At 63.8% G+C, this 24,202-nt stretch carries 3 protein-coding genes; all 3 read right to left on the bottom strand.

The window, feature by feature from the left end; translation table 11 throughout:
- Positions 1-156: 156 nt before the first annotated feature.
- The 3 genes from ACW9HW_RS19020 to ACW9HW_RS19010 all read right to left on the bottom strand — a co-directional run bounded on the left by ACW9HW_RS19020 (position 157) and on the right by ACW9HW_RS19010 (position 24,008).
- Positions 157-1,113, bottom strand: a complete 957-nt coding sequence (locus ACW9HW_RS19020; RefSeq protein ID WP_457401263.1) for an alpha/beta hydrolase — start codon at positions 1,111-1,113, stop codon at positions 157-159.
- A 159-nt stretch (positions 1,114-1,272) separates the two neighbouring features.
- Positions 1,273-13,026, bottom strand: coding sequence for a non-ribosomal peptide synthase/polyketide synthase (locus ACW9HW_RS19015; protein WP_457401261.1), 11,754 nt, complete (start codon positions 13,024-13,026; stop codon positions 1,273-1,275).
- On the bottom strand, positions 13,026-24,008 hold the full coding sequence (locus tag ACW9HW_RS19010; protein ID WP_457401260.1) for an amino acid adenylation domain-containing protein: 10,983 nt from the start codon (positions 24,006-24,008) through the stop codon (positions 13,026-13,028). Before ACW9HW_RS19010 ends, ACW9HW_RS19015 begins: the two co-directional genes overlap by 1 nt.
- Positions 24,009-24,202 lie beyond the last annotated feature (194 nt).

Below are 24,202 nucleotides of genomic sequence, written 5' to 3'. Positions count from 1 at the left end.
AGTCTTCGCGAGCAGGCTCGCTCCCACAAGGTTATCACTGTTCCTGTGGGAGCGAGCCTGCTCGCGAAGGCGATTGACGAGCCACCATAAGACCAAACTCCAGGCACAAAAAAACCGCCACACCTTATCCAGTAATGGCGGTTCTGTTATTTCAGATCACAACCTTGATTGCACCCACCCCGCCACTTGCGCATGAATCCCTTCCACCTCACTCAACAACCCCGCCATCCGCAAAAAGTCATGGGTCATGCCCGGCTGTTGCAGCAAGGTCACCTCATTCCCCGCCACCCGCAGGCGCTCGGCATAGGCCAGGCCTTCGTCGTGCAACGGGTCGTGCCCGGCCAGGTACACCAGCGCCGGTGCCATGCCTGACAGGTCGTCGGCCAGCAGCGGCGAGCAGCGCCACTCGGCCAAATCCGCAGGCGTGCGTCCGTAGTGGGCGTAGAACCAGTCCAGGGTCGGGGTTTCCAGCAGGTAGCCTTCGGCAAAATCGCGGTGCGAAGCACGGTGAGTGGTGGCGTCGGTGACGGGGTATACCAGCAGTTGGGCTTTGGGTCTGAGCGCCAGTTCCTCGGGTTCGCGCGCGGCGATCAGCGACAGCACCGTGGCCAGGGTCGCGCCGACGCTGTCTCCGGCCACTGCCACCCGCGTGGCGTCCAGGCCATGGGCCGCGCCTTCGCGCACCAGCCAGTTACCGGCATCGCAGGCGTCTTGCACCGGCGTCGGGAATTTCCATTCCGGTGCCAGGCGGTAATCCACGGTCAGCAGGGCGAAGCCGCCCTGGGCTGCCAGTCGACGGCATAGCGCGTCATGGGAATCGAGGCTGCCGACCACGTAGCCGCCGCCATGGAAGTAGAGCATGACCGGTTGCAGCCCTTCGACTGCCTGGCCGTCGCGGTACAGACGCGCCGCCAGACTGTGGTCGTCCCGCGCGGCGATGGTGAAGTCTTCGCAGGCAATGTGCTCCAGCGGCACATCGAGAAACCCCGACGATGCTTCGAAGTCGATCCGCGCCTGTTGCGGGGTCTGTTCGTGCATCGCGCGACTCTTGCCGGTCAGGCGGCCGAACTCGGCGAGTTCGAGGAAAGCTTCAAGTTCTGGCAGTACGGCCATGGGGGAGTCCTTTTACACAAAGAGGTCATTAATCAATCTTGAAACCGGCATGAAACCTGTGGGAGCGAGCCTGCTCGCGAAAGCGGACTGCCAGCCAACATTGATGTCGACTGACAGGTCCTCTTCGCGAGCAGGCTCGCTCCCACAGGGGTTGTGTGGTTATGCAGTCACCAAGCGGCGCTCCAGCAAATCCTCCAGCTGATCCAGCAACTCATCACCCCGCAGCAACTCGTAGTGCCCACCGGTCAACTGACGATCCACCCCGTGATGCCCGACCTGCGCTTCGAACACCCGGCGTTCATCCTCGCGCCCGGCCACCCACCAGCGATGTGCCGCGACCTGCACTTTCGGCAGTTGCCGTTGGGTCAATGCCAGTTGCTTGAGTGATGAGCCGGTGGCAAAGATCTGTGTCAGCTCACTGGCGCCCAACGCCGCGTGGCCATTAGAAACGTGCATGGCCGCTTCGATCACCGCGGCGGCGCCTTCGCGTTCGTTCAGTCCGATGGCTTTAAGCGCAATCAACGCCTGTGCTTCTTCAGACGGTTGACCCAGGACAAACTTCAGGAAATCCGCCAAATCTTCACGCCAATCCCCCGCCTCCGCCGTGCCCGCCACATAGCTGTCCACCAGCCCGGCAAACGCCACCGTCTGCCCCTGGTTTTCCAGTTCGTGGGCGACCAGTTGCGTCAACGCGCCACCCAAGGACCAACCCAGCAGGTAATACGGGCCTTCAGGTTGCTGTGAGCGAATCCGCTGCGTATAGGCCTGAGCCATCGACAGCAGCGATGCATCCTGCCATTGCGGATCGAGCAGCATCCGGCATTGCAGGCCGTACACCGTGCGCCGACCTTCCAGGCGACGGGCCAGTGGTTCGTAGTCGAACACCGTGCCGAAACCGGCGTGCAGGCAGAACAGCGCCGGCACGTTTGCCACCCGGCCATTCAAGGCCAGCAACGGGTCCGGCGCAGTCGAAGTCTCGGCAACCTGATAGCCACTCAGTTCAGCGATGCACGGTTTCTGCATCAGATCCCGCAGCTTCAATTCGAAGCCCAGATGCGACTGACTGCGCACCCGCGAGATGACTTTGAGTACTTGCAACGAGTCGCCACCGAGTTCGAAGAAGTTGTCGTCGATGCCCACTTGCGGCACGCCAAGCACGTCTTGCCAGATCGCGGTCAGCGCCTGTTCCAGTGCGTTACGCGGAGCGCGATAACCGCCGATGGCCCATTCCGGCTCCGGCAGCGCCCGACGATCAATCTTGCCGTTGGCCGACAGCGGGAAGCGCTCCAGCACCAGGATCCGCGCCGGCACCATGTAATCCGGCAACTGCGCTTGCAGTTCGGCCTTGAGTCGGCGGTCCAGTCCCGCCGTGCCCAATGCAACGACGTAACCGACAAGCTGCTTGCCGGTCGGCGTGTCGTGCACCACCACGGCAGCATCCTGCACTCCGGCACAGTCGCGCAGGCGCGCTTCGATCTCACCCGGTTCGATGCGGAAACCCCGGATCTTCACTTGCTGGTCCAGTCGTCCGAGGTAGTCAATCAAGCCGCACTCACGCTGGCGCACCAGGTCGCCAGTGCGGTACATGCGGCCACCGGCCTCGAACGGATCGGGGATAAAACGCTCGGCGCTCATGCCCGGACGCTGGTGATAACCACGGGCCAGGCAGTCGCCGCCCAGGTACAACTCACCGCTGACACCCACCGGCAACGGATTAAGGTCGGCGTCGAGGATGTACAAGCCACGGCCCGCCACGCCTCGGCCAATCGGCGCGTAAGCCGCATCGCAGGTTTCGCTGACCTCGGCACGCCACAGCAGCGGCGTGACCACGGTTTCGGTCGGACCGTAACCGTTGACCAGACGCTGTGGACGCAGTGCACGCTTGACCTGTTCGAAACTGGCATCCGGCACCGCGTCGCCGCCGAAGCAGTACACCTGCACCGCCGGCGGTTTGCCCAGGCGTTCGGCCACTTCGGCCATCTGTTGCAGGTACGCCGGCGGGAAGCAGGCGACGGTGATGCTGTGGCGATGCAACACCTCCAGGGTTTGCTCCGGGGTCCACAGGCTGTCTTCGCGAATCACCAGACTGCCACCGGCCAACAGCACACTGAGCCAACGCTCCTGGGCACCGTCGAAGGCGAACGACATGAAGTGCAGTTCGCGGCTTTGCGGGGCCAGTTCGTAGAGGTCGATGATGCCGCGGCAATGCCGGGCGATCGGCCCCCGCCCCACGGCCACGCCTTTCGGTTGACCGGTGGAACCGGAGGTGTAGATCAGGTACGCCAGGTGCCCGGGCAGCGGCGCGGAATCCGGGCACTCGGCATTATCGGCAACAGTCAGCTGATCGAGCAGCAAACGCGGCGGACAGTCGGCCAGCGGCAGGCGCTCACCCAGATCGCTGTCGCAGAGCAACAGGCTCGCAGCCGAATCGCTGAGCATGTAGGCCAGTCGTTCAGCCGGATACGCCAGATCCAGCGGCAAGTACGCCGCACCGGCTTTAAGCACCGCGAGGAACGCCACGATGGTGCGCTCGGAGCGCGGCAACGCCACCGCCACCAGATTTTCCGCACCGATACCGCGAGCGATCAACTGTTGCGCCAGACCATTGGCCTGAGCCTCAAGCTGTGAATAACTGACTTCGCGATCCTCACAGAACAAGGCGACTTTTTCCGGCTGCGCAATCACATGCCGGTTGAAGCTGTGCAGCAAATCCGCCTGGTCAGTGGACACTTGCGGCAGGCTCAAACGCGCCTCAGGCAAGCCAATGTTGCCCAGCGAGCGATCCGCATCTTCAGGCAGCGCCCGCAGCAGACCTTCAAGTTGCGCACGAATCCGCTCCACTTCCACATCGCTGAAGCGGTCACGCAGATACAGGTACTCAACTTCCAGGCCTTCGTCGTTGGCGCTGACCATCAAGTCCATCGGGAAGTTGGTCACGCCGCCGCTGCCGACATCGGTAAAGCGCAGCTCGCCCTCTTCGCCACCTTTCAAGGCGCGGTCCACCGGATGGTTCTCGAAGACGATGATGCTGTCGAACAAACCTTGGCCACCCTGCCCGGCCCAGCGCTGGATGTCGGACAGCGGCGTGTGTTCGTAGTCGCGCACGCTCAGGTTGTAATCCTGCAGCTCACGCAGCCACTCGCCCAGCGGCTGTTGCGGGTCGAGGGTCTGGATCACCGGCAAGGTGTTGATGAACAGACCGAGCATTTCCTGGGCACCGGCCAGTCCCGTCGGACGCCCCGCCACCGTCGCGCCGAACGCCACGCTGCGTTGACCGCTGTGGCGTTGCAGCAGCAACAGCCAGGCACCTTGAACCAGCGTGTTAAGGGTCACACGCTGACGCTTGGCGAAGCTGTGCAGCTTGCGCGTCGCTTCGGCGTCAAGGTCGCTGTACATAACGCCGTGACCTACACCCGCGGCACCGGAGGCCTTGGCCAGAATGGTCGGTGCTTCCAGCAATGCCAGGCGCTCGCGCCAGAAGCCTTCGGCCTGCGCACCGTCCTGGCGTTGCAGCCAGGCGATGTAGTCGGCGTAACGACCGGTCAACGCCGGCAGGCTGTCGTGGTGGTACAGGCGCAGCATCTCGCCCAACAGGCGCGAAGCACTCCAGCCGTCCAGCAGCAGGTGATGGTAGATCCAGATCATCTGGTACCGCGCTTCACCCAGGCGTACCAGGATGAAGCGCATCAGCGGCGGACAGCTCAGGTCGAAGCCCTTGGCCTGTTCGGCGGCGGCCAGTTCGCTCAGCGCCTGTTCGGTGTCCGTGCGGTTACGCCAGTCGAGTTCTTCAATCGGCAACTCGACCTCGGCAAACACCGCCTGCAACGGGTCAGCCAAGCCATCGCGCCAGCGGAACGCCGCGCGCAGCACCTCATGACGCTCGATCAACACCTGCCAGGCCGCGCGGAAACGCGGCACCTGCAAACCTTCCACCTCGACGCTCAACTGGTTGACGTAGGGGTTGAGCTCCGGTGAATCGAGGCAGTGGAACAGCATGCCCTGCTGCATCGGCGACAGCGGATACAGGTCTTGCAGGCCTGCGCGCGCGGCCACGTCGACGTGCTGCACCAGCGCAAACGCTTCGACTTTCGGTGCTTCGACCAGCGCGTCTTCACGACTGTTGGCCACTGCCGCGAGGGCACGAATGGTCTGCTGCTCGAACAGTTGCTTGGGGCTGAACACCAGCCCGCGCTGCCCGGCACGGCTCACCGCTTGCAGCGAGATGATCGAATCGCCACCCAGCTCAAAGAAGTTCTCGGTGACCCCCACCGACTCCAGGCCCAGCAGTTCCTGCCAGATCTCCACCAACAGCGCTTCGGCGGGCGACGCGGCTGCCACCTGATCCTGACGCTGGCGAGTCGCTTCAGGTACCGGCAAACCCTGACGATCCAGCTTGCCATTGGGCGTCAGCGGCAACGCCGCCAGGCACATCAGATGCGCGGGCAGCATGTGCGCCGGCAGACGGCTGCGCAGGTGCGTCGTCAACGCGCCACGCAGTTCCTGCTCGTCAGCCAGCGGATCGCGTGGCACCACATAGCCCACCAACTGACGGCCCGCCGGGCCTTCACGGTCGATCACAAAGGCTTCACGCACGCCTTGGTGTTCGACCAGGCAGGCTTCGATTTCGCCGAGTTCGATACGGAAGCCGCGAATCTTCACTTGCTGGTCGATACGCCCCAGGTACTCGACCACGCCATCGGCACGGAACCGTGCGAGGTCACCGCTGCGATACAGGCGACCGCCCGGCACGAACGGATCGGGCACGAAGCGTTCGGCAGTCAGGTCAGGACGCTGGTGGTAGCCACGGGCGACGCCTTCGCCGCCCAGGTACAATTCGCCCGCCACGCCGACCGGCAACGGCTGCAAGCCACCGTCGAGAATGTAGGCGCTGCGGTTGCCGACCGGCCGGCCGATGGGCATGAAGGCCGAGTCGAATTCGGTGTCTGGATACGCCAGCCAGATCAACGGCGTGATCACCGTTTCGGTCGGGCCATAACCATTGATCAGGCGCTTGGGCTGCAGCACGTGTTGCACTTCGTCAAACGCATGCTTGGCCATCCCCTCACCGCACGGGGTGTAGGAACGGATCGGCAGGTCACGCCCGGCTTCACCCATGAAATCGGCGATCTGCCCCAGGTAGGTCGGAGTGAAGCAGGCGATGGTGATGCCGTGTTTTTCGATCTCGGCGCAGGTGCGCTCCACGCTCCACAACTCGTCGTCACGGGGCATGACCGCCGAGCCGAACACCAGCGGTGTCAGCCAGCGCTCGTGGGCGCCGTCGAAGCTGATCGAGGCGAACTGCAGTTCGCGGTCGTCCGGGGTCATGCCGTACAACTCGCCAATCTTCACGCAGTGCATGGCCAGCGGGCCGTGGGCCACGCTGACGCCTTTGGGCCGGCCGGTGGAGCCCGAGGTGTAGATCAGGTAGGCGAGGTTTTCGCCGCAGGTCAGGTTGACCGGGTTGGAGTCCGCCATGGACGCCAAAGGCTCGCGGTCAATCTCCAGCACCGACAGCCCCTGTGGCAACGGCAGTTTTTCCCGCAGCCAGGATTGGCTGATCAGCAGTGAAATGCCGCTGTCTTCCATCAGGTAACGCAAGCGTTCTGCCGGGTAGGCCGGGTCCAGCGGTACGTAGGCGCCGCCGGCCTTGAGGATCGCCAGCAGGCCGACGATCATCGCAGGCGTTCGCTGCATCGCCAGGCCGACCCGCACTTCCGGGCCGACGCCCAGTGCGCGCAGGCGATGGGCCAACTGGTTGGCGCGGCGGTTGAGTTGGTCGAAGCTCAGTTCCAGGTCGTTGAAGATCAGTGCGGTGGCGTGCGGACGAATGTCGGCCTGGGCTTCGATCAACTGATGCACGCACAGCGGATTCTGCTCTGCGGTAAACGCCGGGTTCCATTCGATCAACTGTTGCGCACGTTCCGGTGCGGTCAGCAGGTCCAGCTCACTCAAGGCCGCCTGTGGCGCAGCGACCATGGCGCTCAGCAGCGCGGCCAGGTGTTCGCTCATCCGTGCAATCGCATCGCTGCTGAAGTGGCTGCACTGGTAGCTCCAGTTCAGGCTGAGCTGGCTTTCGGCGGTGGCCGCCAGGGTCAGCGGGAAGTTGGTGCGCTCGTGGTTCTGCGGGACCTGGAAGCTCAGGCCCGCCGGCGCGCCCTGTTGCAACGCCTCGGCCACCGGGAAGTTTTCGAACACCAGCAGGCTGTCGAACAGCGGCTCACCGGCGCGTCCGGCCCAGCGCTGAATGTCGCCCAGCGCGGTGAATTCGTGTTCACGCAATTCCAGGTTCTGCGCCTGCAAACGACTCAACCATTGCTCGACGCTTTCCACGGCGTCCGGGCTGCTGATCACCGGCAGGGTGTTGATGAACAGGCCAAGTTGGCTTTCGGCTCCCGGCAAGTCCACCGGGCGCCCCGCCACCGTCGCGCCGAACGCCACGCTGCGTTGACCGCTGTAGCGTTGCAGCAGCAGTGCCCAGGCACCTTGAACGAGGGTGTTGAGGGTGACTTTCTGCTGGCGGGCAAAGTCGCTGAAACGCTTGCTGGTGGCCACGTCGAAGGTCTGGTGATGGTCGGCGAATGCTGTGTCCGACGGGTTAGTGAGGCTCAGGCTCTCGGCCAGCAGCGTCGGGTTATCAAGGCTCGCCAGTTGCCCACGCCAGAACAGCTCGTCAGCCTCGGCATCCTGGCGTTGCAACCAGCCGATGTAGTCGGCGAAACGCCCGGTTGGCGCCGGCACGGTTTGCCCGGCATAACGTTGCAGCACTTCGCTTAACAGCAACGAATTACTCCAGCCATCGAGCAACAGGTGATGGTGGGTGTAGATCAGTTGCTGGCGTTCGTTGTCGAGGCGCACCAGGGTCAGGCGCATCAGCGGTGCGCGGGTCGAATCAAGCTGCAGGCGTTCGCTGTCGATCAGTTGCGCCAGGGCTTGGGCCTGATCCGCGCGGCCACGCCAGTCGAGGCAGGTCATCGGCAATTGCAGGTGACGATGCACCAGTTGCACCGGCGCCTCGAAACCTTCAGGGAAGTGGAAACTGCTACGCAGGATCGCGTGGCTGTCGAGCACCGCTTGCCAGGCGCGGCCCAGGCGTTCGGCGTCGAGGCCACGGGCTTCGACGCTGAGCTGGTTCACGTACGCGCCGGAATCCGCCTCGTACAAACTGTGGAATAACAGACCGGCCTGCATCGGCGACAGCGGGTACAGATCCTCGATCTGCGCAGGCTTCACCGGCAGGCCATCGAGTTGCGCCTGGCTCAAACGCGCCAGCGGGAAATCCGCCGGGGTCACGCCGCCCGCGCCGTCACTCAGGCAGTGTTCAATCAGCGCCAGCAACTCGCTGCGAAAATCCGCAGCCAGGGTTTCGATCTCGCGACGGTCGAAGCATTCGCGGCTGAAGGTCCAGTCCAGTTTCAGTTCGCCGCCATAGACCTGACCGTCCACCGACAGCCAATTCGGCAATGGTGCGTCCACCGATTGCGCGGCGCCGCTGGACTCTTTTGCCGGCGTGAACAGTGCATCTTCGGCAAAGCTCTGGTCGAACTGGCCGAGGTAGTTGAAGGTGACCCGCGCCTGTGGCAACGCGGCCAGCGCCGCTTGCGCCGTGGCATCGCCCAGGTAGCGCAACAGGCCGTAGCCCAGGCCCTTGCCGGGGATGTCGCGCAATTGCTGTTTGATCGCCTTGATCGAGCCATCCAGGTCGGCGGTCGGTGTCAGGCGCACCGGGAACAGGCTGGAGAACCAGCCGACGGTGCGGGTCAGGTCGATGTCGTCGAACAGCTCTTCACGGCCGTGGCCTTCGAGTTGAATCAGTGCCGATTGATCGCCGGTCCAGCGGCTGAGGGTGCGAGCCAGTGCGGTCAGCAGCAGGTCGTTGACCTGGGTGCGGTAGATCGCCGGGGCCTGCTGCAGCAGCTGGCGGGTTTGTTCGCGGTCCAGACCGATACTGACGCCTTGGCGTAAATGTCCGGCCTGACTGGCCTGGGCGTTGGCCGCTGGCAGTGAGTCACTGGCGCCGTCCAAGTGGCTTTGCCACCAGCTCAATTCATTAGTGGCAGTTTCGCAGCGTGCATAAGCGTCGAGCTTGTCGGCCCAGACCTGGAAGGCGCTGGTTTTCGGTGGCAGTTCCTGGCCCTGGTAGGCGGCCTGCAAATCTTCCAGCAACACCCGCCACGACACACCGTCCACCGCCAAGTGGTGAATCACCAGCAGTAAACGTTGCGAACCATCGGCCTGGGCGATCAACGCCACCCGCAGCAGCGGCCCGTCTTGCAGGCTGAGGCTGCGCTGGGCTTCATCGCACACCGACTCCAGCGAGGCATCACTGGCGACGCGGGCGGTCCAGAGCATGTCGATGACATCGGCACTGTCGGCGCCGACATAGCGGGCCGACCACTGGCCATCAACCTGACTGAAGCGCAAACGCAGCGCGTCGTGTTGCTTGAGCAGCCGTTGCAAGGCGCCTTGCAGGCGCGGCAGGTCAAGGGTTTCCCGTGGCACCAGCAACACCGCCTGGTTCCAGTGCGCGCGTTGCGGGATCGGCTCTTCGAAGAACCAGCGCTGGATCGGCGTGAGTTTTTGCACACCGTCCACCGGCCCTTGTTGCGCCAGCGGGGCGACTTGTTCTTTGACCACGCCAGCCAGTGCTTGCAAAGTCTGCTGCTGGAACAGGTCACGCGGTTGCAGGCTCAGGCCGGCACGGCGGGCGCGGCTGACCACCTGAATCGAGATGATCGAATCGCCGCCCAGTTCGAAGAAGTTGTCCTGACGACCCACCTGTTCGACGCCCAACACGTCCTGCCAGATCTGCGCCAGCACCTGTTCATGAGCGCTGCGCGGCGCTTCGAAGGCGCGTTGGCTGACCTGCACGGTGGGTGCCGGCAGGCGTTTGCGGTCCAGTTTGCCGTTGGGGCTCAGGGGCATCTGTTCGATCAGCACGGTCTGCGCTGGCACCATATAGTCCGGCAGAGTGCCGAGCAGATGACTTTTCAGGGTTTCGCGCCAGGCGCCCTGCTGAGCGGCATCCGTGGCGATCAACGCGCGATCCTGCGGCACGATGTAAGCCACCAGTTGCTTGCCGCTCGGGCCGTCGAGGGCCAGCACCACGGCTTCCTGCACCTCGGCATGTTCTTGCAGACGGGCTTCGATTTCCCCCAACTCGATGCGCAATCCGCGAATCTTCACCTGATGGTCGATGCGTCCGCAGTAGTCGATGGCGCCGTCGGCGCGATAGCGCGCCAGGTCACCGGTGCGGTACAGACGTTCGCCGCTGCCGAACGGATCGACCACGAAACGCTCGGCGGTCAGCGCGCCACGGCGGTGGTAACCACGAGCGAGGCCGACCCCGCCCAGGTACAACTCGCCCACCGCGCCCAACGGCAAGGGTTGCAGTTCGCTGTCGAGGATCAAGGTGCGCAGGTTGGCGATCGGGCGACCGATCGGCACGCTGTCGCGGCCCTCTTCCACACAGGTCCAGTGGGTGACATCGATGGCCGCTTCGGTCGGGCCATAGAGGTTGTACAGATTGGCTTGCGGCAGCGCGCGCAGGGTCTGGCGTTGCAGCTCCATCGGCAATGCTTCGCCGCTGCAAATGATGCGGGTCAGCGAGGTGCAGGCCAGCGCTTCGTCCGCAGCGATAAAGGCCGAGAGCATCGACGGTACGAAGTGCAGCGTGGTGATCGCCTGCTCGACGATCAGTGCGGCGAGGCGTTGCGGATCGCGGTGCTCGCCCGGTGCGGCGATGACCAGGGTGGCGCCTTTCATCAGCGGCCAGAAGAACTCCCAGACCGATACGTCGAAACTGAAGGGCGTCTTTTGCAGCACACGGTCCATGGGCTGCAAGTTGTAGGCGTGTTGCATCCACTCCAGGCGGTTGTGCAGGGCCACATGGCGGTTGCCCGCGCCTTTCGGTTTGCCGGTGGAACCGGAGGTGTAAATCATGTAGGCGAGGTTTTCGGCAATCGCCAGATTAGAGGGGTCAGTGCCCGGCAGATCGCTCAACCAATCGGCATCGCTGTGCAAGCAAAGGGTGCGCACCGAGTCCGGCGTCGGCAATTGCGCCAGCAGATGTTGCTGGGTCAACAACAGCGAAATGCCGCTGTCTTCGATCATGTAGCCCAGGCGGTCCAGCGGGTATTCCGGGTCCAGTGGCACGTAGGCGCCGCCGGCCTTGAGGATCGCCAACAGGCCGACCACCATCTCGAACGAACGGTCGCAGGCAATCCCCACGATCACTTCCGGGCCGACACCTTGGGCACGCAGGTGATGGGCCAGGCGATTGGCGCGAAGGTTCAGTTCGGCGTAGCTCAGGCTCCGGCCCTGAAACACCAGCGCGGTCGCTTCAGGGTTTTCCACCACACGCGCTTCGAAATGCCGCTGTACGCAGACTTCGCCCGGATAACGCGTTGCGGTGGCGTTGAGGTCGTCGAGGATGCGCAAGCGCTCATCGGCATCCAGCAGCGGCAGTTCCGCCAACGGGGTTTGCGGGTTGGCCAATACACCGGCCAACAGGTTGCGCCAGTGGCGAGCCAGATCCTCGATGCGCTCGGCGTCGAACAGGTCGGTGGCGTAGGTCAGGCTGGCGAACAGCTTGTCGCCCTCTTCCTGGGTGTCCAGTTGCAAGTCGAACTGGGTGGTGTGAGCCGTGGCGTTCAGCGCTTCGACTCGCAGCCCCGCGAGCAAGCCGCTGACCGCTGCCGGTCTCGCCTGCTGGTGGTTGAACATCACCTGGAACAACGGGCTGTGGCTGAGGCTGCGTTCACCTTGCAGTGCCTGCACCAGGCGTTCGAACGGCAGGTCCTGATAATCCTGGGCATCCAGCGATGCGGTTCGGGTCTGCTCCAGCAGCTGGCTGAACGGCAGACGCCCGTCGAGTTCGGCGCGCATCACTTGGGTGTTGACGAAGAAGCCGATCAGGCCACGGGTTTCCGCGCGGTTGCGGTTGCCGATCGGCACGCCGATGCGCAGGTCGGACTGGCCGCTGTAGCGATAGAGCAAGGCCTGGAAGCTTGCCAGCAAGAGCATGAACGGGGTGACGCCGCGCTGTTTGGCCAGGCTCATCAGCCCGCGGGCCAATGTTGAGTCGAGGGCGAAATCCAGACGCGCGCCCTGCTGGCTCGGTTGCGCCGGACGCGCACGATCGGTCGGCAATTCCAGCAGCGGCTGCTCGTTACCGAGCTTTTCCCGCCACCAATCCAGTTGACGCTCCAGCTCCCCCGCTTCCATCCAGCGCCGCTGCCAGGCGGCATAGTCCGAATACTGGATCGGCAGTGCTTGCAGTTCAGCGCTCTGTCCCTGGCAATGGGCGGCGTAGAGCCGGGAAAACTCTTCGACCAGCACCCCCATCGACCAACCGTCGGTGACGATGTGGTGCAGGGTCAGCACCAGCACATGGTCCTCGGCGTCGAGCTGCAACAAACTCACGCGCAACAACGGCCCATGTTGCAGATCGAACGGCCGGGCAATCTCCGCTTCGACTGTTTTCATCGCCAGTTCGAAGCGCTGCGCCTCGGGCTCGGCGCGCAGATCGTGCTGTTCGATGGGCAGCGTGGTGAAGGTCGCCAGGGCTTGCCTCACCTGGCCGTCGTCCTCGACGAAACGGCTGCGCAGGCTCTGGTGCCGTTCCAGCAGCACGTCGAAACTCTGTTGCAGCGCCGCCAGATTCAGCGACCCGTGCAGACGCAACGCGGCAGGAATGTTGTAGGCGCTGCTCTGTGGGTCGAGCTGCCAGAGGAACCATTGGCGTTGCTGCGCGTAGGACAGTTCGAAAGTCGCTTGCGGCTCGGCGGCGGGCGGAATCGGCAGTTGGCCGAAACTGACGCCTTGCTCCTGCATGCGCTGCAAAAATTCGCGGCGTTTGTCCGCAGGCAGGCCGGCAAAGCGGGTGGCAATACGCTGGGCAGTGCTGTGTTCCATCAGTTGAACTCCATCTCGTCCAGAAGCGACTCAAGCGCATCCAGACGTGCATCGTTGTCAGTCGGGGTGTATTGCCCGGCCATGGCGGCATAAGCCTGAAGGTCGTTGCTTTCGAACAGCGCGCGCAGCGGCAGCTCGATCCCCAGTTCCAGTTCCACACGGGCACTGGCCTGGGCGGCGAGCAGTGAATGCCCGCCCAATTCAAAGAAGTTGTCGCGACGACCGATTTGCGCCACGCCCAGTACGTCAGCCCAGATCGCGGCCAGTTGCTGTTCGAGATGGCCTTCGGGGGCTTCGAACGGACGCTGCCAGTGCTCGACATCCGGCAGCGGCAAGGCCTTGCGGTCGAGCTTGCCGTTGCTGGTCAGCGGCAAGGCATCGAGCAGCAGCCAGTGGCTGGGCACCATGTAATCCGGCAGGTCAACCTTGAGCGCGGCGCGCAGGGTGTCGCGCCAGCCAATCGGGTCATGCGGGGTGTGTTCGGCGACGACGTAAGCGCATAGCTGCGGACCACCGTCACCGACATGCACGCTGATCACCGCCTGACGCACGCCCGGTTGCGCCAGCAGTGCGGCTTCGATCTCGCCCAGTTCGATACGGAAACCCCGGATCTTCACTTGCTGGTCGATCCGCCCGAGGTAGTCGATGCTGCCGTCGACACGCTGGCGCGCCAGGTCGCCGCTGCGATACAGGCGCTGGGAAGCGTCGAACGGGCTCGGTACGAAACGCTCGGCGGTCAGGCCGAAACGTCCGTGATAACCCCGCGCCAGGCCGGCACCGGCGATGTACAACTCGCCCGCCACGCCCACCGGCACCGGGTGCAACTGGCTGTCGAGCAAGTACCAGCGCAGGTCGCGGATCGGCAGGCCGATCGGGCTCTGCAACTGGCCGTCGAGGTCGGCCAGGCGGATCGCGCGATAGGTCACGTGAACCGTGGTTTCGGTGATGCCGTACATGTTCACCAGCGTTGGCTGCTGGTCGCCGAAGCGCTCGAACCATGGCCGCAGGCTCGCCACTTCCAATGCTTCACCGCCGAAAATCACCTGGCGCAACGCCAGGCTGCGCGGGCTGGCGCAGGCAATCGGCAACAGCTGGCGGAACGCGGTCGGGGTCTGGTTCAGTACCGTCACGCCTTCATCGCAGAGCAAGCGGTGGAATTCCTGCGGTTCGCGGCTGATGTAGTACGGCACGATCACCAGGCGCCCACCGGTGCACAGCGAACCGAACAGCTCCCACACCGAGAAATCGAAGGCGTAGGAATGGAACAGGGTCCAGACATCGTCCGCGCCGAAATTGAACTCAGCGGCGGTGGCGGTCAGCAAACGCCCGACGTTGCCATGGCTGAGCAGTGCGCCTTTTGGCCGACCGGTGGAACCGGAGGTGTAGATCACGTAGGCGAGGTTGTCCGGGGTTGCCAGGGTTGGCAGGTTGTCGCTGTTGTAGGCGTCCAGTTGCAACGACGAAAGGTCCAGCACTTGCACGCCGTCGCGGGCCGGCAAGCCATCGATCAAGTGTGACTGGGTCAACAGCAGCGCGATGCCGCTGTCGTCGATCATGTAGCTCAGGCGTTCGGCCGGGTATTGCGGGTCCAGCGGCACGTAGGCGCCACCGGCCTTGAGGATCGCCAGCAAACCCACCACCAGCGGCATCGCCCGCTCGGTGGCGATGCCCACGCGCACTTCCGGCCCGACGCCTTGTTCGCGCAGTTTGCGCGCCAGGCGGTTGGCCTGGGCGTTGAGCGCGGCGTAGGTCAGCTGTTCGCCTTCATAGGTCAGTGCGATGGCGTCCGGGCGTTGTTCAGCTTGAACTTCAAACAACTGATGCAAGGTTGGAGACGGCGGTTGTGCCTGGAACGCCGGGTTCCAGTGCTGGATCAGCTCATCGTATTGCGGCGTTTGCAGCAGCGGCAGTTCCGCCACGCGCTGCTGCGGATCGGCGACCACCGCGCGCAGCAGGTTCAGCCACTGTCCGGCGAAACGCTGCATCGAAGCTTCGTCGTACAAATCGGTGGCGTAGCTCAGGCTGGCGTCCAGTTCATCACCCTGCTCCTGGGTATCGAGCACCAGATCGAATTGCGCAGTGTGCTGCTGCCAGTGCAGGCGCTCGACCTGCAAGTCGGCCACGGCGCGTTCGACGCTGGCACCCAGTTGTTGCTGATGGTTGTAGAGCACTTGGAACAACGGACTGTGATTGAGGCTGCGATCCGGCTGCAAGGCGTCGACCAGTTGCTCGAACGGCAAGTCCTGATGGGCCTGCGCCGCCAATGCGGTGTGCTTGACCTGTTGCAGCAAGGTACTGAACGGTTGCTGCCCGTCGATCTCGGCGCGCAGCACCTGGGTGTTGATGAAGAAACCGATCAGGCCTTCGGTTTCCAGGCGCGAACGCCCGGCACTCGGCACACCGACGCTGATGCCCGACTGCCCACTCTGACGATGCAGCAAGGTCTGGAAACTCGCCAGCAACAGCATGAACAGCGTCACTTGCTGTTCTTGCGCACGCTGGCGCAACCCGGCGAGCAAGTCGCGATCGACCTGCAACAGCAGGCTAGCACCACGCTCGGTGCGGCGAGCCGGGCGACTCAGTTCACTCGGCAATTGCAGCGGTGCCTGGCTGCCATCCAGTTGCTCGCGCCACCAGGCCAATTGCCGTGCTCCCTCCCCGGCCTCCAGCCAGTCGCGCTGCCAACGGGCGTAGTCACTGTAGGCCACCGGCAGCGCTTTCAGGCGTTCGACACGACCATCAACGGCAGCCTGATACAACGCGCTGAACTCATCGATCATGACCTGCATCGACCAGCCATCGGCAGCGATGTGGTGCACGGTGAGCACCAGCACATGGTGCTCGGCGCTGACTTGCAACAGCAACATGCGCCACAGCGGGCCGTTGCGCAGGTCGAATGGCCGGGCGATTTCTTCGGCCACCGCGTTGTTGATCGAGGTCTCTTCGATGGGTTGCTCATTGAATTGCAATGGCAGTTCGAGGTGCACCAGCGGACGAGCCTGCTGACCGTCCTGTTCGAAGGTGGTGCGCAGGGTTTCGTGACGCGCCTGCAATTGCTCGAAGGCCTGGCGCAGCGCGTCGCGGTTCAACGAACCTTTGAGGCGTAGCGCCGCCGGAATGTTGTAGGCCGCGCTGTGCGGGTCCAGTTGCCAGAGAATCCATTGGCGTTGCTGGGCGTAGGACAGAATCCGCGACTGATCGTCCGACGCGCGTTGCAACAGCGGTTGCCCCGCGACGGTCGCCTGCGCTGCCCGCTCGGCAAATTCCGCCAGGTTCGCTGCTGAGAACAGACTGTTCACCGACAGTTCAAGCTGCAGTTGCTGGCGCACACGGGAAATCACTTGCAGCACCAGCAGCGAATGGCCGCCCAACTCGAAGAAGTTGTGATCGCGGCCGACGCTCTCGACCTGCAACACCTCCTGCCAGATCTGCGCCAGTTGCGTTTCCAGTCCTGCGGTCGGCGCCACGAAGTCACGTTGCGCATCAACCGCCTCAGCCCGTGGCAGGGCCTTGCGGTCGAGTTTGCCGTTGTTGTTGAGCGGCAACTTGTCCAGCAGGACCATGTGGCCGGGCACCATGTAGTCCGGCAGCGACTGGCGCAGGACGGCTTTGAGCCCTTCCAGATACTCCGCCTCGGACACCACCGCGTCGCTGGCCACGACGTACGCCACCAGTTGCGTGCCGTCCTGGGCGATGACGGCGGCTTCGCGGACTTCGTCCCGGGCTTGCAGGCAGGCTTCGATCTCGCCCATTTCGATGCGGAAACCGCGAATCTTCACCTGGTGGTCGATACGCCCGACGTATTCCAGATTGCCCTCATCGTTGTAACGCGCAAGGTCACCGCTGCGGTACAGCCGCGCGCCCGGTTCGCGGGCGAACGGGTCCGGCAGGAAACGTTCGGCGGTCAGTGCCGGACGGTCGAAGTAGCTTTGCGCCAGGCAGGCCGGTGCGCCGATGCACAACTCGCCGACGCCGTCGGCCGGCAGTAGCTGACCGGCAGCGTCCAGCACGTACAGCGCACGGCCAGGGATGGCGCGACCGATTGGAATGCCGAAAGCATCACTGGCATCGGCCAATTGGCATTCATGCACGCTGGACACCACCGTCGCTTCGGTCGGGCCGTAGGTGTTGAGCAGGCGCACATGACTCAGGCCGGCCTGATGCCACAGGCGCAGGCCTTCCACCGACATCGCCTCGCCGCCGACGTGGACCTGACGCAAATCGCCAAGGCTTTGCACCACGCCGCTGGCACACTCGCGGGCCAGCAGGAACCAGTAGGCGGCCGGCAAATCGGCCACGGTCACGCCCTGATCGACGATTTCCGCAGCCAGTCGACCGGCGTCCCACAGGTCATCGCCGCGCATGATCAACGCGGCGCCGACGCACAATGCCGGGAAGCACTGCTCGACGAAGCCGTCGAAGCTGAAAGTGGCGAATTGCAAGACGCGGTCCGTGGGTGACAGCTTTGAGTAGTCGGCGGCGGTCTGGCAGAACTCGCGCAGGGCGGCGTGGGTGATGGCGACGCCTTTGGGTTGGCCGGTGGAGCCGGAGGTGTAGATGATGTAGGCCAGATCTTCGGCAGCTGGGAGACCGCTATCGCGAGCAAGCTGCGCTCCTACAGGGAGGGTGGTGTCTTCGAGGGTTAGGTGTGGCAGGTTTGATGACAGGTCTTGCAGCAGGCCGGATTCGTGCAGCAGTACGTCGAGACGGCTGTCTTCGATCATGTAGGTGAGGCGTTCGGCCGGGTATTTGGGGTCCAGCGGCACGTAGGCCGCGCCGCTTTTCAGTACCGCCAGCAGGCTGACGATCAGCTGCGGACCGCGACGCATGGCCAGGCCGACACGCTTGCCGGGGCCGGCGCCGTGGTCGATCAGGCGCTGGGACAGGCGGTTGGCTTGTGCATTCAGTTGACCGTAGCTCAGAGAGTGGCCGTCGATCTTCAACGCCAAGGCGTCGGGCGTGGCTACGGCTTGCGCGGCGATTTGCTCGTGGGCCAAAAGCGTTGTGGATAACTCAACTGCAGGCGGTTGGCTGATCGCGAGCACTGCGTTCTTTCCATCGATGTCGAGCAGTTCCAGCGAGCCCAACGCCGCCTCCGGCGACGCCACCCATTGCGTCAGCAAGTGCTGCAAGTTCGCCGATAGCTGAGCGATCTGCCCGGCACTGAATCGCGCCGCGTCATAACTGAACTCCAGACCCAGGCCTTCGCCCAATTCGATGCCCAGGGTCAGCGGATAGTGAGTGCGCTCGTGATTGTGCAGGTTACCGAACGACAACCCGGCCGGTGCGCCCTGCTTCAGCACTTCGGCCACCGGGAAGTTTTCGAACACGAGCAGGCTGTCGAACAGTGCCGAGCCCTGCTGGCCCGCCCAACCCTGAATGTCGTACAGCGGCACGTGTTCGAACTCACGCATCGCCAGGTTCAGCCCTTGCAGTTCGCCCAGCCACTGGCTGACGGTCTGGTCCGGCTTGATGGCGCACACCAGGGGCAAGGTGTTGATGAACAGGCCAAGCTGTTCTTCGATTCCCGGCAACGGCGCCGAACGGCCGGCCACGGTGGCACCGAACACCACGCAATCCTGGCCGGTGTAGCGTTGCAGCAACAGGCTCCAGGCCGCTTGCAGCAGGGTGTTGAGGGTGACTTTCTGTTGACGGGCGAACTCGGCCAGACGCTGGGTCGCGCGGTTGTCGAGGGCGACGCGGTGTTCGCCATTGCCCTCGACGCCCACCGGTGGACGCAAGGCTTCGGCCAGCAGCGTCGGGGTTTGCAGCGGTGCCAGTGCGGCTTTCCAGAACTGCTCGCCAGCCTCCACCGATTGCTGCTGCAACCAGCCCAGGTAATCGCGATATTGCCCGGTGGGTGCCGGCAACGATTGCCCGGCGGCGTAGTGCTGGATCACTTCGGCCAGCAACTGCGCGTTGCTCCAGCCGTCCATCAAAATGTGGTGACTGGTGTAGATCAGGTGCCAGTCGTTGGCGCCCGTGCGAACGAGCTTCAGGCGGAACAGCGGCGCCGTCCCCAGCTCGAAACCTTTCGCGCGCTCAGCGTCGGCCAGTGCATCGGTGTCGGTCGCTTCCAGCACTTCAAGGGGCAGTTCGACCTGACGCGCAATCGCCTGATGCGCGGTGTCGAGACCTTGCCAGTGGAAGCTGCTGCGCAGGATGTCATGACGCTCGACCGCGGCCTGCCACGAGCGTGCGAAACGCTCGATGTCCAACCCGCCGATGTCCAGGCGCAACTGGCTGATGTACGCGCCGACCTGCGGCTCGTACAGGGTGTGGAAGAGCATGCCCTGTTGCATCGGCGACAGCGGATACAGGTCTTCAAGATGAGCAACGGCCAGTGGCAGTCCGTCGAGTTGGGCCTGATCGATACGCGCCAACGGGAAGTCCGATGGCGTGGCTTGTGGCGCTTGCAGAGCGCAGCAGTGATCGATCAGCGCAATCAATTCCCGGGCGTAATCGTCAGCCAGACGCTGGACGGTCGCGGTGTCGAACATCTCGCGACTGAAGCCCCAGCTCAGGGACAACTCACCGCCATAGACCTGGCCTTCAACCACCAGCCAGTTGCCCAGCGGTGCCGACGGATCCTGTGCGATGCCATTGCCTTCGGTGGATGGGGTGAACAACGCGCCGTCGTCGAACTGACGGTCAAACTGCCCCAGGTAGTTGAAGGTGATGCGCGGTTGCGGCAATGCCGCCAGTACGGCGCGGGTCTGCGCCGTGCCGAGATAGCGCAGCGCGCCGTAGCCCAGGCCTTTATCCGGGACGTTGCGCAGCTGTTCCTTGATGGATTTGATCGAAGCGCCGAGATCGGCAGCAGGTTTCAGGTTGACCGGGAACAGGCTGGTGAACCAACCCACGGTGCGCGTCAGGTCGACGTCGTCGAACAGGTCTTCGCGGCCATGGCCTTCGAGCTGGATCAGCGTGCTGCCCTGCCCGCTCCAGCGGCAAACGGCGCGCGCCAGTGCGGTCAGCAGCAGGTCGTTGACCTGGGTGCGGTAGGCCGCCGGGGCCGTTTGCAGCAGTTGGCGGGTCTGTTCGGCGCCGAGCTTGAGTTCGAGTTTGTGTTCGAAACGGTTTTCCAGTGCGCCGTTCGGGCGCTCACACGGCAGGTCGCCTGGTGCGTCTTGCAGTTGGGTCTGCCAGTGATCGAGGCTGCTTTCGAAAGCAGGAAGATGATCCTGCAAACGCGCGACCCAGCGCTGGTAGCCGCTGGTTTTCCCAGGCGCCACGCCACCGTTGTAGAACTGCTGAAGATCTTCCAGCAGCACGCGCCAGGACACACCGTCCACCGCCAAGTGGTGAACCACCAACAGCAGACGCTCGCTGCCGTCGGCCATGGCCACAAGCAGCGCACGCAGCAACGGGCCGTTTTGCAGGTCAAGACTGCGCTGGGCTTCGTCGCACAGAGCGTTAAGTTCTTCGACCGATTGTGCCTGACGCTGCCACAACACCGAATCAGTAGTCGGCGCGGCATACGCCTGTTGCCAGCCGTTCTCGGTTTGCTGATAGCGCAGACGCAGGCTGTCGTGATGAGTCAGCAATTGCTCCAGGGCACGCTCCAGCGCCTCGACCTTCAACGACTCGCGCGGCACCAGCAGTAGCGACTGGTTCCAGTGCTGACGCTCGGGGATGGCTTGCTCGAAGAACCACTGTTGCACCGGCGCCAGCGCCACCGCGCCACTGGCCGGGCCTTGCTCGATCAACGATTGCCCGCCGCTGCGGGCCGCCTGGGCCAGGCTGCGGATGGTCTGGTGCTGGAACAGGTCCTTGGGGCTCAACACGATCCCGGCCTGGCGAGCGCGGCTGACCACTTGCATCGAGACGATGGAGTCGCCGCCCAGTTCGAAGAAATTGTCTTCCAGACCGACGTTGTCGATGGCCAGCACGTCTTGCCAGATCGCCGCGAGGGACTTTTCCAGTTCGCTGCGTGGCGCCACGTGTTCGCGCTTTTGTGTGGTGCCATCAACCGCGGGCAGGGCCTTGCGGTCGAGCTTGCCGTTGGGGGTCAACGGCAGATGTTCGAGGAACAGCAGGAACGCCGGGACCATGTAGTCCGGCAAGTGCTGACGCAGGGCCGCTATCAGGGATTCGCGCAGGGTCGTTTGCGCATCGATGTCATCCAGCAACGCCGGATCGTTCGGCACGAGGTAGGCCACCAGTTGCTGGCCATTGGCACCGTCCTGCGCCAGCACCGCCAGTTCACGGACCGCGTCCTGTTGCAACAATCGCGCTTCGATTTCGCCCAACTCGATACGGAAACCGCGCACCTTGACCTGATGGTCGATACGGCCGACGTATTGCAGAGCACCGTCGGCCTGATAACGGGTCAGGTCGCCGGTGCGGTACAGGCGCTCGCCGGTGCTGGAAAACGGGTTTGGCACGTATTTCTCGGCGGTCAGGCCCGGCCGTGCCAGATAACCACGGGTGATGCCGGCGCCGCTCAGGTACAGCTCGGCAGACACGCCCTGGGGCACCGGTTGCAGGTCGGCGTCCAGCAAATAACTGGCGGTGTGCTTGAGCGGGCGGCCGATACTGGCGCTGCCACCGGCCTCACGACGGGTCCAGGTCGAATAGGTGGTGTCTTCCGACGGGCCGTACAGGTCGTAGACGTGCTCGACGGTCGGCTGCTGGTACAGCGCGTCCACCAGGCTCTGCTTCAGCGGTTCGCCGGCCAGGTTGATGATGCGCACGCCCGGCGGTATCTGCCCGTCGCGTTGCAGGGCATTGATCGCCGAGGGCACGGTGTTGATCAGCCGTACCTGATCCCGGGCGGGCAACAGCGGCAGCTCCAGGGCATTGCGGGCGATGATCACCGAGCCACCGTTGGCCAGGGTCACGAACAGCTCCCACACCGACAGGTCGAAGCACACCGAGGTCGAGGCCAGCACACCCTGAATGTCGTTGCGGCTGTACACCGATTGCGACCAGTCGATCAGCGCCAGCACGTTGCGATGGGCGATGGCCACGCCTTTGGGTTTGCCGGTGGAACCGGAGGTGTAGATCACGTAGGCCAGGTTATCCGGCGTGACGCGGGTGACCGGGGCGCTGGCCGGGTAATCGGTCAGCGAGAGGTTGTCCATCAGCAACACGCTGGTATCGCCTGACACGGTCAAGGTCGCGGCAACGGATTGCTCGGTCAGCAGCACCAGAGCACGGCTGTCTTCGAGCATGTAGGCGACGCGTTCGGCCGGATAATCCGGGTCCAGCGGCACATAGGCGCCACCGGCCTTGAGTACCGCCAGCAAGGCAATCAGCAGTTGCTCGGAACGCGGCATGGCCACGCCGACCCGGACTTCCGGACCGACACCCAGTTCGATCAGCTTGCGCGCCAGACGATTGGCCTGCTGGTCGAGTTCGCTGTAGGTCAGCTGTTTGGAGGCGAAGGTTACCGCCAGTGCAATCGGGTTGACGGCGGCTTGCTGGCTGATCATCTGGTGAATGCACAGAGGCTGGGCGAAGTTGTCGTCGGCGCGGTTCCAGTCATGGACGATGCGCTGGTATTCAGCCTGTTCCAGCAGCGGCAGATCGCTGATGCGCTGCCGGGCATCGCTGACCATGCCCTGCAACAGGTGCGTCCAGTGTTGCGCCATGCGCGCGATGGTCGCGGCGTCGAACAGGTCGTTGGCGTAGGTCAGCGCGGCGTGCAGCTTGCCGCCCTTTTCGTACGTGTCCAGAGTCAGGTCGAATTGCGTGGTGCGCCCTTGCCATTCGATCACACCCAGCGCCAAACCGGATTGGGTGGTGACCGTGGAAATGTCCGCGACCTGTGGCTGATGGTTGTACATCACCTGGAACAGCGGCGTGTGGCTGAGGCTGCGTTCCAGTTTCAAGGCTTCCACCAGACGCTCGAACGGCAGGTCCTGATGGGCCTGGGCACCGAGGGCGGTTTCCTTGATGCGGCGCAGCAATTCGTCGACCCGGATCTGGCCGTCCAGTTGCGTACGCAGCACCTGGGTGTTGACGAAGAAACCGATCAGGCCTTCGATCTCGGCGCGGTTGCGGTTGGCGATCGGCACGCCGACGCGGATGTCGTTCTGTCCGGTGTAGCGGTGCAGCAGCACGTTGAAGGCACCGAGCAACAACATGAACAGGGTGATGTTGTGTTTCTGCGCGGTGGTCCGCAGTTGCTCGGCCAGTTGCCCGTCGACGGCGAATTCGTAGCGGGTGCCCCGATAGCTCGGCATCGCCGGGCGCGGATGATCGGTGGGCAGTTCCAGCACCGGATGCTCGTCGCCCAGTTGCGCCTGCCAATAGTCGAGCTGACGTGCCTGCTCGCCGGCCTCCAGCCAGCGGCGCTGCCAGAGCGCGTAGTCGCTGTACTGGATCGGCAACGCCGCCAGTTGCGGTTGTGTACCGGCATCAAAGGCGTCGTAGCAGCGGATGAATTCGTCGATCAGCACGTTCATCGACCATCCGTCGGACACGATGTGGTGCAGGGTCAGCAGCAGGACGTGTTCCTGTGCGGCAAGCTTGAGCAAGGTCACGCGCAGCAGCGGGCCGCTGCCCAGATCGAACGGCAGCACCGATTGCTGTTCGGCTGCTCGGGCGACTGCCAATTCACGTTCCGAGGCCGGTAGTGCGCTGAAATCCACATGATCGATCACCAGCGGTGCGGTGGCCGGTACTTGCAGCAGGCTGTCGTCGGCCTGACGGACGAACACCGTGCGCAGGGTTTCGTGACGCGCCACCAGGCTGGCGAACGCCTGCTCCAGCGCCGGCAGGTTCAGGCGTCCGCTCAGGCGCACCGCGCCCGGCAGGTTGTAGGCGCCGCTTTGCGGGTCCAGTTGCCAAAGAAACCACATGCGTTGCTGGGCATACGACAGCGCCTGGCGATCCGCCGCCTCGACCCCGGCAGGAATGGGAAACCGGGCGAACTCCACGCCCTCCTTGTGCAAGGCCGCAAGGAACATCTGGCGCTTTTCCAGGGGCAACCCGATAAACCGGCGAGCAAGTTTCAAGGAGTCTTCAGCATTCATTTCTGGGTATCCGGATCAGTGGCGGGAAGCACAAAGGCACGTCGTCCCTATAAAACGAATGCAGGCCGGAAAAATTAGCGAATGAGAATAAGTATCAGGATGGGATACAGCGCGGTGTGTGAGACGCCACAAACCACTGTGGGAGCGAGCCTGCTCGCGAAGGCGGCGTTTCAGCCAACATCAATGTTGAATGA

It is taken from the genome of Pseudomonas sp. SDO5532_S415, assembly GCF_054071155.1.
The sequence above is the reverse complement of the archived record's forward strand: the minus strand, read 5'-3'. Positions and strand labels throughout refer to the sequence as shown.

Coding starts and splice junctions, on each gene's coding strand:
- ACW9HW_RS19020 (WP_457401263.1), bottom strand. CDS start 1,113: ATGGCCGTACTGCCAGAACTTGAAGCTTTCCTCGAACTCGCCGAGTTC.
- ACW9HW_RS19010 (WP_457401260.1), bottom strand. CDS start 24,008: ATGAATGCTGAAGACTCCTTGAAACTTGCTCGCCGGTTTATCGGGTTG.
- ACW9HW_RS19015 (WP_457401261.1), bottom strand. CDS start 13,026: ATGGAACACAGCACTGCCCAGCGTATTGCCACCCGCTTTGCCGGCCTG.